Below are 13,378 nucleotides of genomic sequence, written 5' to 3'. Positions count from 1 at the left end.
CGCACGGAAATGAAAACCCTAGCGGGTCAGCTCTTTCATGCCGCGTTCCAGACCTTCCAGGGTCATCGGGACCATGTTGCCCTCGAAAATCTCGTCGATCATCTTGATGGACTGGGTGTAGGCCCAGTATTTTTCGGGCACCGGATTGATCCACAGGTTAGATTGCCACTGATCGCGTGCGCGTTCCAGCCAGACCTGACCGGCCTCGGGGTTCCAGTGTTCGTTAGCCCCGCCCGGATAGTGGATTTCATAGGGCGACATCGAGGCGTCACCGACGAAAATGCATTTATAATCAGGGCCAAAGGTGCGCAGGACCTCGTGGGTGGGCATCTGCTCGTCCCAGCGGCGGCGATTGTCTTTCCACACGCCTTCATAAAGGCAATTGTGGAAGTAGAAATGCTCCAGATGCTTGAACTCGGATTTCGCGGCCGAGAACAGCTCTTCCATGACTTTGATATGCGGATCCATCGAGCCGCCAACGTCCAGAAACAAAACCACTTTGACCGCATTGCGCCGTTCGGGGCGGGTTTGCACGTCCAGATAACCGTGTTCGGCGGTGGCGCGGATGGTGCCGTCCAGGTCCAGCTCGTCATGGGCGCCATCCCGGGCCCAGCGCCGCAGACGTTTCAGGGCGACCTTGATATTGCGAGTTCCAAGTTCAATGTTGTCGTCTAAGTTCTTGAATTCGCGCTTATCCCAGACCTTTACAGCCCGCTGATGACGGCTTTCTTTCTGGCCGATCCGTACGCCTTCGGGGTTGTACCCATAAGCCCCATAGGGCGAGGTACCGGCCGTGCCGACCCATTTGTTGCCACCCTGGTGTCGGCCCTTTTGTTCCTCGAGCCGCTTTTTCAGCGTCTCCATGAGCTTTTCGAAGCCACCCATGGCCTCGATCTCGGCTTTTTCTTCTTCGGACAGGTGCTTTTCGGCCATCTTTTCCAGCCAGTCAGCCGGCAGGTCGATTGCCTCAAGCACCTGGCCCAGTTTAATCTGGTCCAGCCCTTCGAAACTGGCCGCAAAGGCGCGGTCGAACTTGTCGATATTTCGCTCGTCCTTAACCATGGCCGTGCGCGCAAGGTAGTAGAACCCCTCGACGTCATAGGTGACCAACCCGGCCTTCATTGCCTCCAGAAAACTCAGAAATTCGCGCAGCGATACGGGCACGCCGGTTTTTCTGAGGTTTTCAAAGAAGGGCAGGAACATGGATCAGACCGCGATTCTGTGGACGACAATGGTGATGAACAGACCGATGATGGCAAACAGGATGGCATAGACAGCCGCGTGTTGGGCCATGTCCTTGGCGTTGCCACCCCGTGCCTTGGCGCGGATGACGCCAATGATGATACCTACGATAAGACCTGCAATGACGATCATGATTGCTCGTTTCCTCTGTTCAGCGGGGAAAGTGCGGTAATCTCGCGCAGTTTGGCACGCACCGCCCTGTCCGGGCCAAATCCGTATCGTGCCCAACCCAGACTGTCCAGCCTGACGGTCCGTGCTTCCTCGGCGCGGCCAAGCAGATCCAACGCCTCGGCGCGCAGCAACAGCAGGGTGGACAAGAGCGCCGCGTTTTCATGGCGCGCTGCGACGGCCAGATAAGGACCGGTTTGCAGTAGCGCTTCCTCCGCGTTGCCCTCGGTCAGGGCATAGGCCGCAAGCTGCGCGGCCACATGGGCGGCGTGCAGCTGTGTCACGGACGAGCGGGTATAGAAGGTTTGCGCTGCACGGAAATGCGACAGGGCAACATCAGCGTTCACCCCTTGTGTCAGCCGGCCCAGCGCGTAATGCGAGAACGCCCGGCGATGATCGGTCCAGCCCAACCCTTCGGCCAGGGCCAGCGCGTCGCGCGCGGCGGCATGGCGCAGGGCTGGCGGCGTACCGGGGCCCAGGGCCATCTGGATATCCTCGATCCAGCGGCGCGGGGTATCACGCAGCGGCCGCGAGGGTTCCGAGCGTCCCGCCGGGTTCAGCCGGGACAGGATGCGGGGCAAACGCGCTGCCACCTGGGCGCGGCTCATGCCATTGTGCAATTCCGGAGCGTAATAGGCCCGCAGGATCAGCATGTCATAGCTGGTCAGCACCGTATGGATATTATCGTCGTTGAACACCGAGTCGGGCAGGCGATACAGGTCATTGAGGGGTCCAAGTGCCTGGGCAAGTTCCTCGTGCAGGCAATCGCGCAGCTCTTGCGGGGGGGAATCGACCGGGATGAAGATCGCGATCTTGGTCCGTTCGCGCAGTTGCAACCAATCCGTCCGGGGCGCACGGGCCGCGCGGGCATATTCGCTTAGGTCCGAGATGTTGGGCACCACGAAACAGGCCGCCTGCGGCAAATAGCGTTGAATGTCGCGCCGCCGGACGGCGTTGATGGTGATCGAGGCATCGGCCGCCGAGGTCATCGTGATGTTAATCCCTGCCTCGGCCTTTAGACGGGCCAGCAGGCGGTTCAAATCGCGCTGCAGATAGGATGGCGCGTTGCCGGTCAGGCGCAGAGTGATTGGGCCCTCGAAACGGGTGAAAACCTGCAGATCACGGCCAGATTCCAACCGAAAAGACAGGTCCAGAAAATCACGGGCGATGTCCTGGTTCGAGGCCCGCGGGCGTTCAAGCGTTTGCCCTTGAAAACTTTTCATCGGGGGCAGGGATTGCGCCGCCCGGGTCGTGGCGGACGGTCCCGCAGGCGTGCAGGATGCCAGCACGGCAAAAGCCGCAATGCCGAGGAAAAGTTTTCTCATACAGCTATCCTGCCCCTGCTGGCGCGTCCGAACAATGGCAAATCCCGCATTCACACCATCAGGGGTGTTGAGGGCGGGAATTTGCCTGTCTTTGAGCGATTACCGCTGTCCACGCGCCATAAAGGCCAGACGTTCGAACATATGCACGTCCTGTTCGTTCTTCAGCAGGGCGCCGTGCAGCTTAGGCAGCGCGTTGGCGCCATCGCGTTTCAGATCCTCGGGGGACATGTCCTCGGCCAGCAGCAGTTTCAGCCAGTCCAGCACTTCCGACGTCGAAGGTTTTTTCTTCAAGCCGGATGTATCGCGGATCTCGTAGAACTGGGTCAGCGCTGTGGTCAGCAGCTTTTCCTTGATGCCGGGATGGTGCACCTCGACGATCTGCTTCATCACCTCGGGTTCGGGGAAGCGGATGTAGTGGAAAAAACAGCGGCGCAGAAACGCGTCGGGCAGCTCTTTTTCGTTGTTCGAGGTAATGATCACGATCGGGCGCTGAATGGCCTTAATCGTCTCGCCGGTCTCGTAGACGTGGAACTCCATCTTATCGAGTTCCTGCAGCAGGTCGTTGGGAAATTCGATGTCTGCCTTGTCGATCTCGTCGATAAGCAGAACGACCTTTTTGTCGGCTTCGAAGGCCTGCCAAAGCTTGCCCTTCTTGATGTAGTTTTTCACATCATGGACGCGCTCTTCGCCCAGTTGGCTGTCGCGCAGGCGGCTGACGGCATCGTATTCATAAAGGCCCTGCTGCGCCTTGGTGGTCGATTTGATGTTCCACTCGATAATCTCGACATCCAGCGCAGTGGCCACTTGCTTGGCCAATTCGGTCTTGCCGGTGCCCGGCTCGCCCTTGACCAGCAGCGGCCGTTCCAGCGTGACAGCCGCGTTTACGGCGACTTTAAGATCATCAGTGGCGACATACGCGTCCGTGCCCTGGAATTTCATAATTTCGGTACCTTATTGCCCTTTTTGTGCGCACACTAACGTGATCAGTTGTGCACCGCAATCTGTGGCGTTTATGGGTAGTGACAATGTTAAAATCTTGGGGTAAACGCGGCGTCGGGAGGGCTCCATGAACGTCAAAAACAGTTCCTTGACTGAGATGGACCTTGATGAGGGAAGCAAAATGAACGCGGAAACGCTTATTGCCGATGATTATCGTCCTACGGACGACGAACCATTTATGAATGATCGCCAGCTGGAGTATTTCCGGCGCAAGCTGAACGATTGGAGGGCCGAACTTTTGGCCGACAGTCGGGACACGATCGAAGGACTGCAGGACAGCACCCGGAACATCCCGGACATTGCAGACCGCGCCAGCGAAGAAACCGACCGCGCCCTTGAGCTGCGCACCCGTGACCGTCAGCGCAAGCTGGTCTCCAAGATTGATTCGGCGCTGCGCCGGATCGACGAAGGTGAATACGGGTATTGCGAAGTGACCGGCGAGCCGATCAGTCTTAAACGCCTGGACGCGCGCCCGATCGCCACCATGAGCCTTGAAGCTCAGGAGCGTCACGAGCGCCGCGAAAAAGTCCACCGCGACGACTGACCATGCGGTCCCGAAAGGGGCTGCGACTGACTGAAATATCACAAAGCGCCGGGGGCTCGCCCTCGGCGTTTTGTCCTTTCGAAAGAACGACATGAGCCTTCTGGGGATGAAAATCGTAGTGATCGGCGCGGGGATTGCCGGGCTGGCCGTCTCGCGGGCACTGGCGATGCGCGGCGCTTCGGTCACGGTGATGGAGCAAGCCTGCGAAATCACCGAAGTAGGCGCCGGTCTGCAAATCAGCCCCAACGGATTCGCTGTTCTGGACGCGCTTGGCTTGGGAAAAACGCTGGCCGAAACCGCCGTTCAGGCCGAGGCCGTGTCCTTGCGCGATTACCGAAAAGGAGAGGTCACCCGGCTGGACCTGACCCGCTTGCAGAACCGTCACTACTATTTCGTCCACCGCGCCGATCTGATCGACCTGCTGGCAAGCGGCGCCCGCGAGGCCGGTGTGAAAATCCGTCTGCTGCAGCATGTGAAACAGGTTGTGTCCGGCCCGCGCCCCGAGGTTCAGCTGAGATCCGGCACCACCCTGCATCCTGACCTGGTGATCGGCGCCGATGGGCTTCACTCGCCCACGCGCACTGCTTTGAACGGTGCTGACAAGCCGCTCTTCACCAACCAGGTTGCCTGGCGCACCACCATTCCCAACACGCTGAACCTGCCCCCGGTTGCACGGGTCCACATGGGGCCGGGACGGCATGTGGTCAGCTATCCGTTGCGGCAGGGCAAGCTTATCAACATCGTCGCCGTACAAGAGCGCCACCAATGGGTCGAGGAAAGCTGGACCCATGCCGATACCCCCGACAATCTGCGCTCAGTTTTTGCCGATTTCGGACCCGAAGTGCAGCAAATGCTGGATCAGGTGACGGAAGTGAAGCTTTGGGGCCTGTTTCGCCATCCTGTTGCCGCCAATTGGCACGCTGAAAATACCGCGATTCTGGGCGATGCGGCCCACCCGACGCTGCCGTTTCTTGCTCAGGGCGCCTCGATGGGGCTTGAAGATGCATGGGCGCTGGCCGAGGAGCTGTCACAGACGGACGATCCCAATGCCGGCCTTGCTGCCTTTCAGGCGCGCCGCCGGGCGCGTGCCTGCAAGGTGATAGACGCGGCTTCGGGCAATGCGTGGAAATATCATCTGGGCTTTGGCCCGCTGCGCCTGGCGGCGCATACGGCGCTGAAACTTGGCGGTGCGATTGCGCCAGGCAAAATGCTTCATCAGTTCGATTGGTTGTACCTGCACGACGAGACGCGCCGCGCGTAAGGCTCAGGCGTCAAGTTCGACCCAGACCGGCACGTGGTCCGAGGGCTTTTCGCGGCCGCGAATTCCACGGTCGATCTGACAATCGCGCAACAAGTCCGCGCATTGCGGGGTCAGCAGGAAATGGTCGATGCGAATACCGTCATCCTTGTTCCATGCGCCCGCTTGGTAATCCCAGAATGAATAATGTCCGGGCCCTTGGGTGCGGGCGCGGAATGCCTCGGTGAAACCAAGGTTCAAAATCTCGCGATAGGCCGCGCGGCTTTCGGGGCGGAACAGGGCATCCTCGCGCCAGACCTCGGGTCGTTTGGCATCTTCTTCTTGGGGAATAATGTTGTAATCTCCGGCCATTAGCGCGGGCATTTCATCCGCCAAAAGCTGTTCGGCCCGCGCCTTCAGGCGCTTCATCCAGCCCAGTTTATAGGCGTATTTGCCCCCCTCGACCGGGGTGCCATCCGCGTTCAGCTCGACCGGGTTGCCATTGGGCAGATACAGCCCGCACAGGCGGATCGCGGTTTTGCCAACCACCGTCGCCTCGATCCAGCGGGCCTGTTCGTCGCTGTCATCACCGGGCAGGCCGCGCGCAACATCCTCGAGCGGCAGCTTGGACAGGATCGCCACCCCGTTAAAGCTTTTCTGGCCATGGGTTTCGACGTTATAGCCGCGCTCTTCGAACAGCTCGCGGGGGAAGTTTTCGTCGACGGATTTGATTTCCTGTAGCAGCGCCACGTCGGGCTGCGCCTCGTCCAGCCAATCGCCAAGCGCCTTCACGCGTGCCTTGATGCCATTGATGTTGAAGGTGGCGATTTTCATGGCGGCTCTCCTGTCGGTTTGGGGATGTATGGCCTGCCGCACGCGTGGCGCGCAAGAGCTGAGTTTGCCGCCTTGGGAGAGCGGGGATTTGAGTATTTACAAGAGCAAAGAAGGGGAGATGCGTGATCAGGTTTTGGTCTGGTTAGATCGAAAACGAGGTCCCGCAGCCGCAAGAGGCCGTCGCATTGGGGTTGTCGATCACGAAGCGCGCGCCGATCAGCTCTTCGGTGAAATCGATCGTGGCCCCGGTCAGAAACGGCAGGGACGTGCTGTCGATCAGAACTTTTTCCGCACCATTGCCGAGGATCAGATCATCATCCGTGGGGGTATCCAGCTTGATTTCATACTGAAAGCCCGAGCATCCTCCGCCCTCGACCGCGACACGCAGGGCTTGGCCCTGATCAGCGGCGCCGATCTCGGCCAGACGATCAAAGGCGCGATCAGTCACTTTAGGGGGCAATTGCATGGTTTTGGCGCTCCTGAACGGTTTAATTGGCCTGTGGCTTGGAATATAGGTTTGGATAGGACAGGCGACAAGCACCAGTTGAGGACCAAGCAGGCATGGCAGCCCCTTTTGCAACCGATCCCGGCAAAACCCGTGGACGGCTTTACGACGAAAAGGTCAGCACGTTCCGTTCGTGTTTTCACCGCGATCGCGACCGGATCATCCATGCCAGTGCGTTTCGCCGGCTTAAGCACAAGACGCAGGTCTTTATCGAACACGAGGGCGATTATTTCCGCACGCGGCTGACCCACTCGATCGAGGTGGCGCAAGTGGCGCGGACCATGGCGGGCACCCTGGGCCTGAACCAGGAGTTGACCGAGGCGATCGCCCTTGCGCACGATCTGGGCCACACACCTTTCGGCCACACAGGCGAGGATGAGCTGGCCGAGTTGATGGAGCCCTATGGCGGGTTTGATCACAACGCGCAGGCCATTCGCATCGTCACCGATCTGGAACGTCACTATGCTGAATGGGACGGGTTGAATCTTAGCTGGGAAACCCTTGAAGGGATTGCAAAACATAACGGTCCGGTGACCGGAGATATCCCTTGGGCGCTGGCGGATTACAACCGTCTTCATGATCTGGAGCTGCACACCCATGCCAGCGCCGAGGCTCAGATCGCCGCATTGTCTGACGATATTGCCTATAACAACCACGATCTGCACGACGGGCTGCGGGCCGAGTTGTTTTCGACTGACGAGTTGGCCGAAATGCCCATTCTGGACGGATGTTTCGCCGAGGTGGACCAGCTTTATCCCGGTCTGAACTATTATCGCCGCCGCCACGAGGCGTTGCGCCGTTTCTTTGGCATTCTGGTCGAAGACGTGCTTGCCACCACCAAGACCAACCTGGACGCGCTGAACCCTCAGCGGGTCGAGGATGTGCGTGATGCAGGACGGATGATGGTGCAATTCTCGCAACCTTTGTGGGAAAACCTGAAAGTTATCCGCGAGTTCCTGTTCCACCGCATGTACCGCGCCCCCGAGGTGGTCGAGATCCGCAGCTATGTCAAAGGCGTGGTCCGCGAACTGTTCGCCGTTTACATGGAACAGCCCGAGCTTTTGCCGCGTCAATGGCGTAAGGATGTGGATGCCGCCCAGACCGAGGTGGCACTGGCCCGGATCGTCTCGGATTACATCGCGGGGATGACGGACCGCTTTGCCCTGCAAGAGCACGAACATCTGACCGGCCGTAAGGCGATTCCCGCAGGGCGGCGGGCAACTCCGGTCCAGCGAGGGGGCTGAGGACGTTCGGGGCGTTGACCTTTGGGCTTTGCGTGGTAAACCCCGGCCAAGCTGAAAAGGATGGAACCCATGAATCTCTTCACCGAAATGCGCGGGCTGGTACTGGACGCACTGAACCAGATGACTGCCGAAGGTGAGCTGCCCGAAGGTCTGGATTACAAAAACGTGGCGGTTGAACCTCCGCGTGATCCGGCCCATGGGGACATGGCGACCAATGCGGCGATGGTTCTGGCCAAGCCTGCGAAATCCAAACCCCGCGATATTGCTGACAAACTGGCCGCCCGTCTGGGTGCAGATCCGCGCGTCACCAGCGCCGAGGTGGCAGGGCCAGGCTTTTTGAACCTGCGTCTGGATGCGGGCCTGTGGCAAGGCGTCGTAAAGACGGCCCTGACCGTTGGAACCGACTATGGCCGTTCGACCATGGGGCAGGGCAAGAAGGTGAACGTTGAATACGTCAGCGCCAACCCCACCGGCCCGATGCACGTGGGCCACACCCGCGGTGCTGTCTTCGGCGATGCGCTGGCCAGCCTGCTGGATTATGTCGGCTATGATGTGACCCGCGAATACTACATCAACGATGGTGGCGCGCAGGTGAACGTCTTGGCCCGCTCGGCCTATTTGCGGTATCTCGAGGCACACGGCCAGTCAGTGGAATTTCCCGAAGGTACCTATCCGGGCGATTACCTGGTTCCGGTCGGGCAGGCGCTGAAAGAGAAATACGGCGACAGCCTGGTCGGCAAACCTGAAGAGGTGTGGCTGACAGATATCCGCGACTATGCCACCGAAGCGATGATGGAGATGATCCGCGGGGATCTGGCGGCTTTGGGTGTAAAAATGGACACCTATTACAGCGAAAAATCCCTGTATGGCACCGGCCAGATCGAGGCCGCATTGGAGCGTCTGAAGGGTCTAGGCCTGATCTATGAAGGCGTGCTGGAACCGCCCAAAGGCAAACTGCCCGAGGATTGGGAAGAGCGCGAGCAGACCTTGTTCAAATCCACCGAATACGGCGATGACGTGGACCGCCCGGTGATGAAATCGGATGGCGCGTGGACCTATTTCGCGCCGGACATCGCGTATCACTACACCAAGGTCGAGCGCGGCTTTGATCTGCTGATCGACGTGTTCGGGGCTGACCATGGCGGCTATGTCAAACGGATGAAAGCGGCCGTGGCGGCCTTGTCCGAAAACCGCGTGCCGCTGGACGTCAAGCTGATCCAGTTGGTCAAACTGTTCAAGAATGGCGAGCCGTTCAAGATGTCGAAACGGGCAGGGACCTTTGTCACCCTGCGCGATGTGGTTGAACAAGTGGGCGCGGATGTGACCCGCTTCCACATGCTGACCCGCAAAAACGACGCTCCGCTGGATTTCGACTTTGACAAGGTGTTGGAGCAATCCAAGGACAACCCGGTTTTCTATGTGCAATATGCCCATGCCCGCGTGTGCTCGGTTCTGCGCAAAGCGACCGAGGCAGGGATCGCGCATGATGACGCGACCCTTGCTGCGGCGGATCTTTCCGGCCTGACCCATGACGCGGAATTGGCCGTCGCCAAGAAACTGGCCGAATGGCCGCGCCTGGTTGAAATTGCCGGCCGGACCAATGAACCGCACCGGATCGCCTTCTTCCTGTACGAGCTGGCGTCGGATTTCCACGCGCTGTGGAACCGGGGCAATGACGACGTGTCGCTGCGTTTCCTGCAAGAGGGTGACGCCGCCACCAGCCAGTCGAAAATCGCCCTGGCACGGGCCGTAGCCGTTGTAATTGCAGCAGGTCTTGGTATTCTGGGCGTGAAACCGGCAGAAGAGATGCGTTAACGCACAACGCGCCGGTTCGGCAGAGCATGTAACCCGGGGCCGCATGGGCCCCATGGGATCAGAGGCGAACATGGCGCAGATACAGGCGGATGGGGGGTTCGACGCCCCCGAAAACGGCATTGCATTCGGAACTATGGCGAACCTTGCAGGGGCGGCGGTGTCGTTGGTCCTGTTGGTGGGTGTTGGCGTCTGGGGCTATCAGCTGGTGACACGGGACGTCAGCGGCATTCCCGTGGTGCGTGCCGCCGAAGGCCCGATGCGTATCCAACCCGAAAATCCCGGTGGGGCGGCAGCCGCCAACCAAGGGCTTGCAGTGAACGCCGTTGCCGCTGTTGGCAGTGCGGAAAAACCCGCGGACGAGCTGATCCTGGCGCCCAAACCTATTTCCCTCAGCAACGAGGATAAGCCACTGGGACAGCTTCCCAAGGTCGATGAGACCGAGGTTAGCTCTGCCCCGCAAGTTGCTGATGAAACTATGAAAATGTCAGTTGAAGATTTGGTTGCCAGCCTGACCAAAGATGCCGATCCCCTGGAAGAGGTGACGCCCGCGTCGGTACCCGCGCCGGCCGTTGCGTCCAAGCCCGAGGTCAAGATCGTGTCCGGTGGTATCGGGCGTTCCTTGCGTCCCTCGGCGCGGCCGGCGGGGCTGAAACCGGTCCGGGCCTCGGCTCCGTCTGCAATCGCTTCGGCATCGGGGGCTGTTGATGTTGATGCGGCAAGCTTGCCCGCCGGCACACGTCTTGCACAACTGGGCGCCTATGAAAGTGCCGCGGTTGCCCGCACCGAATGGGACCGGCTTTTTGCCCGTTTTGGTGACTATATGCACGAAAAGAAACGCGTGATCCAAAAGGCCGAAAGCGGCGGGCGTACCTTCTATCGCCTGCGCGCACATGGATTTGCGGACATCAACGACGCGCGTCGGTTCTGCTCGGCCCTCGTGGCTGAAAAGGCCGAGTGCATTCCCGTGACCACCCGATGACATTCGGCGCGACGATTCTTGACCCGCTTGGCCTGCGGTTGAGCGCCGAGGAAAAGACGTTCTTTCGCGATGCCGATCCGTTTGGCTTTATCCTTTTTGCCCGCAATCTGGACACACCCGATCAGATCCGCGCCCTGTGTGACGAGCTGCGCAATGCTGTTGGCCGTGAGGCGCCGATTACGATCGACCAGGAAGGCGGCCGTGTGCAGCGCCTGCGCGCCCCGGTTTGGCGCGAATGGGCGCCTCCAATGGATTTTGTCACGGCAGCCTCTGACGCGCCCCAGGCCATGTACCTGCGCTATCGCCTAATCGCGCACGAGCTGCGTCAGCTTGGCATTGACAGCAATTGCGCGCCTTTGGTCGACGTGGCCACGCAAGCAACCCATCCGTTCTTGCGCAACCGGTGCTACGGGACCACTGCGCCCGAGGTATCTGATCTGGGTCGCGCGGTTGCGAATGGTCTTCTGGACGGTGGCGTTTTGCCCGTGGTCAAACACATCCCCGGACATGGGCGCGCCGAGGCCGACAGTCACCTAGAGCTGCCCGTGGTAAAGGCGGACCCCGAAACATTGGACGCGGTGGATTTCGCGCCGTTTCGCGCCCTGAATGATCTGCCCATGGGAATGACAGCGCATCTGGTTTACAAGGCGCTTGATGATGCACCGGCCACGTTGTCGCCCAAGATGATGGCGCTGATCCGCCAGCAGATCGGTTTTGACGGTTTGATTATGACCGATGATCTGGGAATGAAAGCGCTGAGCGGGTCGCTTAGCGATCTGAGCCGTCAGGCGCGCAACGCGGGCTGCGACGTGATCTTGCACTGCAACGGCTCGCTCGCCGACAAGCAAGAGGTTGCCGCTGCGGCTGGCCGCATGGACGCCGATGGCCAACGCCGCGCAGAAGCCGCTCTTGCAGCGCGAAAACAGCCGGACGAGGTTGACATTCCCGCGCTCGAAGCCAAGCTGGACGCCTTATTGAACGGATAGGCGTGCATGGCGGACGAGACATTCGAGCAGATGGCCGAGGGACAGAACGAGTTGTTCCAAGAGCAAAGCGTAGCCGAGCGCTTGGCTGCCGAGGCGCTGATCATCGACGTCGACGGCTATGAGGGACCGCTGGACCTGCTGCTGACGTTAAGCCGCACGCAGAAGGTTGATCTTCGCAAAATCTCGATCCTGGATCTGGCGCAGCAATACCTTGAATTTGTGGAACGCGCCAAGGCGCTGCGGCTGGAACTGGCCGCTGACTACCTGGTGATGGCCGCCTGGCTGGCGTTTTTGAAGTCCCGGCTGCTGCTGCCCCCTGATCCCAGCGAAGAGGGCCCCTCGGGCGAGGAACTGGCCGCGCATCTGGCCTTTCAGCTGGAGCGCCTGCAAGCCATGCGCGAAGTGGCCGCCAAGCTGATGGCCCGTGATCAGAAGGGTCGGGATTTCTTTGCGCGCGGTATTCCCGAGGACGTCACGCGCGTGCGCAAAGTCAGCTATACGGCGACGCTGCTGGATCTTATGCAGGGCTATGCGCGCATCCGCACCCGCGACGAATTCCGCCCCTTCGTGATGGACCGCGAAAGCGTATTCACGATGGAGCAAGCGCTGGACCGCATCCGCGGCCTGATCGGTTTTGCCGGCAGCTGGACCGACATCAGTAGCTATCTGCCCCCCGGTTGGGAGGATGACCCGGTCAAGCGGCGCTCGGCCACGGCCGCGACCTTTGCCGCCTCGCTTGAACTGGTCAAAGAGGGCAAGGCCGAAATCCGCCAGTCCGGCATGTTCGAACCTATACATCTGCGCCGCAAGGAGACCCCGGATGGCTGAAGACATCAGCGAAAACGGCGAAAGCCTGTTCGAAGCGCCGCCCATGGCGGAGCAGGAACGCATGGTCGAGGCGATCCTGTTTGCCACTGCCGAACCCATCACAGTGCGCGAGCTGGAATCGCGGATGCCGCATGGGTGTGACGCGCGCGAAGCGCTGGAACATCTTCGCAAACGCTATGAGGGGCGGGGGGTTCACGTTGCTAAGGTTGGCGACGCATGGGCGATCCGCACCGCGTCGGACCTGAGCTTCCTGATGCAGAAGGAAACAGTCGAAACACGTAAACTTAGCCGTGCGGCGGTCGAAACCCTTGCGATCATCGCCTACCACCAACCTGTAACTCGCGCCGAGATTGAAGAAATCCGCGGCGTATCCGTCTCGCGCGGGACAGTGGATCAATTGCTTGAAATGGAGTGGATCCGCTTTGGTCGCCGCAGGATGACGCCGGGCCGGCCCGTGACCTTTGTGGTGACGCAGGAATTCCTGGATCACTTCGGCCTGGAAAGCGCCCGCGATTTGCCGGGCCTAAAAGAACTGCGCTCGGCCGGATTGTTGGAAAGCCGCCCGCCGCCCAGCTTACCTGACCCCATGGGCGACGAAGACGAGGACGACGATCAGACCGAATTGTTCGACGACGAATAGGCGCCCCGAAAATGGCATATTCGGTGTGTAGG

General features: G+C 60.1%; 14 protein-coding genes. 8 read left to right on the top strand and 6 right to left on the bottom strand.

Annotated elements, in window-relative coordinates; genetic code table 11:
• Positions 1 to 18: 18 nt before the first annotated feature.
• From ACOQOQ_RS12915 to ACOQOQ_RS12900, 4 genes are all read right to left on the bottom strand, one after another.
• Positions 19 to 1,203, bottom strand: a complete 1,185-nt coding sequence (locus tag ACOQOQ_RS12915; protein WP_420567396.1) for a vWA domain-containing protein — start codon at positions 1,201 to 1,203, stop codon at positions 19 to 21.
• Between the two features lie 3 nt (positions 1,204 to 1,206).
• Complete coding sequence (locus tag ACOQOQ_RS12910; RefSeq protein WP_420567395.1) at positions 1,207 to 1,374, bottom strand: hypothetical protein; 168 nt, start codon at positions 1,372 to 1,374, stop codon at positions 1,207 to 1,209.
• Positions 1,371 to 2,735 (bottom strand): DUF2927 domain-containing protein, encoded by a 1,365-nt coding sequence (locus ACOQOQ_RS12905; RefSeq protein WP_420567394.1) that lies wholly within the window; start codon positions 2,733 to 2,735, stop codon positions 1,371 to 1,373. Before ACOQOQ_RS12905 ends, ACOQOQ_RS12910 begins: the two co-directional genes overlap by 4 nt.
• Positions 2,736 to 2,834: 99 nt before the next feature.
• Positions 2,835 to 3,674: an AAA family ATPase gene (locus tag ACOQOQ_RS12900; RefSeq protein ID WP_420567393.1), complete on the bottom strand. Its 840-nt coding sequence runs from the start codon at positions 3,672 to 3,674 to the stop codon at positions 2,835 to 2,837.
• A 181-nt stretch (positions 3,675 to 3,855) separates the two neighbouring features.
• Between ACOQOQ_RS12900 and dksA the strand changes: the two genes are divergently transcribed.
• Together dksA and ACOQOQ_RS12890 are read left to right on the top strand one after the other, a co-directional pair.
• Positions 3,856 to 4,278 (top strand): RNA polymerase-binding protein DksA, encoded by a 423-nt coding sequence (gene dksA, locus ACOQOQ_RS12895; protein ID WP_420567392.1) that lies wholly within the window; start codon positions 3,856 to 3,858, stop codon positions 4,276 to 4,278.
• Positions 4,279 to 4,369: 91 nt separating this feature from the next.
• Positions 4,370 to 5,539, top strand: coding sequence for an FAD-dependent monooxygenase (locus ACOQOQ_RS12890; protein WP_420567391.1), 1,170 nt, complete (start codon positions 4,370 to 4,372; stop codon positions 5,537 to 5,539).
• A gap of 3 nt (positions 5,540 to 5,542) precedes the next feature.
• On the opposite strand, the gene xth is transcribed toward ACOQOQ_RS12890, so the two are convergent.
• Together xth and ACOQOQ_RS12880 are read right to left on the bottom strand one after the other, a co-directional pair.
• On the bottom strand, positions 5,543 to 6,349 hold the full coding sequence (gene xth, locus ACOQOQ_RS12885) for an exodeoxyribonuclease III (protein WP_420567390.1): 807 nt from the start codon (positions 6,347 to 6,349) through the stop codon (positions 5,543 to 5,545).
• Between the two features lie 142 nt (positions 6,350 to 6,491).
• On the bottom strand, positions 6,492 to 6,815 hold the full coding sequence (locus ACOQOQ_RS12880; protein ID WP_420567389.1) for a HesB/IscA family protein: 324 nt from the start codon (positions 6,813 to 6,815) through the stop codon (positions 6,492 to 6,494).
• Between the two features lie 95 nt (positions 6,816 to 6,910).
• Here ACOQOQ_RS12880 and ACOQOQ_RS12875 point away from each other — a divergent pair, with 95 nt between their 5' ends.
• From ACOQOQ_RS12875 to scpB, 6 genes are all read left to right on the top strand, one after another.
• Positions 6,911 to 8,098: a deoxyguanosinetriphosphate triphosphohydrolase gene (locus tag ACOQOQ_RS12875; protein ID WP_420567388.1), complete on the top strand. Its 1,188-nt coding sequence runs from the start codon at positions 6,911 to 6,913 to the stop codon at positions 8,096 to 8,098.
• A 69-nt stretch (positions 8,099 to 8,167) separates the two neighbouring features.
• Positions 8,168 to 9,913, top strand: coding sequence for an arginine--tRNA ligase (gene argS / locus ACOQOQ_RS12870; RefSeq protein WP_420567387.1), 1,746 nt, complete (start codon positions 8,168 to 8,170; stop codon positions 9,911 to 9,913).
• A 70-nt stretch (positions 9,914 to 9,983) separates the two neighbouring features.
• Positions 9,984 to 10,892, top strand: coding sequence for an SPOR domain-containing protein (locus tag ACOQOQ_RS12865; protein ID WP_420567386.1), 909 nt, complete (start codon positions 9,984 to 9,986; stop codon positions 10,890 to 10,892).
• Positions 10,889 to 11,878 (top strand): beta-N-acetylhexosaminidase, encoded by a 990-nt coding sequence (gene nagZ, locus ACOQOQ_RS12860; protein ID WP_420567385.1) that lies wholly within the window; start codon positions 10,889 to 10,891, stop codon positions 11,876 to 11,878. Before ACOQOQ_RS12865 ends, nagZ begins: the two co-directional genes overlap by 4 nt.
• Positions 11,879 to 11,884: 6 nt before the next feature.
• Complete coding sequence (locus ACOQOQ_RS12855; RefSeq protein WP_420567384.1) at positions 11,885 to 12,706, top strand: segregation and condensation protein A; 822 nt, start codon at positions 11,885 to 11,887, stop codon at positions 12,704 to 12,706.
• Positions 12,699 to 13,346, top strand: coding sequence for an SMC-Scp complex subunit ScpB (gene scpB, locus ACOQOQ_RS12850; protein ID WP_420567383.1), 648 nt, complete (start codon positions 12,699 to 12,701; stop codon positions 13,344 to 13,346). Before ACOQOQ_RS12855 ends, scpB begins: the two co-directional genes overlap by 8 nt.
• Positions 13,347 to 13,378 lie beyond the last annotated feature (32 nt).

The sequence above is a fragment of the Thalassovita sp. genome, from assembly GCF_965218685.1.
Taxonomy (GTDB): domain Bacteria; phylum Pseudomonadota; class Alphaproteobacteria; order Rhodobacterales; family Rhodobacteraceae; genus Thalassobius.
Note: the sequence above shows the minus strand (reverse complement) of the source record. Positions and strands in the feature narration are given on the sequence as shown.

Excerpts from the sequence above, each read along its gene's own strand:
- ACOQOQ_RS12915 (WP_420567396.1), bottom strand. The coding sequence starts at position 1,203 with ATGTTCCTGCCCTTCTTTGAAAACCTCAGAAAAACCGGCGTGCCCGTA.
- ACOQOQ_RS12910 (WP_420567395.1), bottom strand. The coding sequence starts at position 1,374 with ATGATCGTCATTGCAGGTCTTATCGTAGGTATCATCATTGGCGTCATC.
- ACOQOQ_RS12905 (WP_420567394.1), bottom strand. The coding sequence starts at position 2,735 with ATGAGAAAACTTTTCCTCGGCATTGCGGCTTTTGCCGTGCTGGCATCC.
- ACOQOQ_RS12900 (WP_420567393.1), bottom strand. The coding sequence starts at position 3,674 with ATGAAATTCCAGGGCACGGACGCGTATGTCGCCACTGATGATCTTAAA.
- dksA (WP_420567392.1), top strand. The coding sequence starts at position 3,856 with ATGAACGCGGAAACGCTTATTGCCGATGATTATCGTCCTACGGACGAC.
- ACOQOQ_RS12890 (WP_420567391.1), top strand. The coding sequence starts at position 4,370 with ATGAGCCTTCTGGGGATGAAAATCGTAGTGATCGGCGCGGGGATTGCC.
- xth (WP_420567390.1), bottom strand. The coding sequence starts at position 6,349 with ATGAAAATCGCCACCTTCAACATCAATGGCATCAAGGCACGCGTGAAG.
- ACOQOQ_RS12880 (WP_420567389.1), bottom strand. The coding sequence starts at position 6,815 with ATGCAATTGCCCCCTAAAGTGACTGATCGCGCCTTTGATCGTCTGGCC.
- ACOQOQ_RS12875 (WP_420567388.1), top strand. The coding sequence starts at position 6,911 with ATGGCAGCCCCTTTTGCAACCGATCCCGGCAAAACCCGTGGACGGCTT.
- argS (WP_420567387.1), top strand. The coding sequence starts at position 8,168 with ATGAATCTCTTCACCGAAATGCGCGGGCTGGTACTGGACGCACTGAAC.
- ACOQOQ_RS12865 (WP_420567386.1), top strand. The coding sequence starts at position 9,984 with ATGGCGCAGATACAGGCGGATGGGGGGTTCGACGCCCCCGAAAACGGC.
- nagZ (WP_420567385.1), top strand. The coding sequence starts at position 10,889 with ATGACATTCGGCGCGACGATTCTTGACCCGCTTGGCCTGCGGTTGAGC.
- ACOQOQ_RS12855 (WP_420567384.1), top strand. The coding sequence starts at position 11,885 with ATGGCGGACGAGACATTCGAGCAGATGGCCGAGGGACAGAACGAGTTG.
- scpB (WP_420567383.1), top strand. The coding sequence starts at position 12,699 with ATGGCTGAAGACATCAGCGAAAACGGCGAAAGCCTGTTCGAAGCGCCG.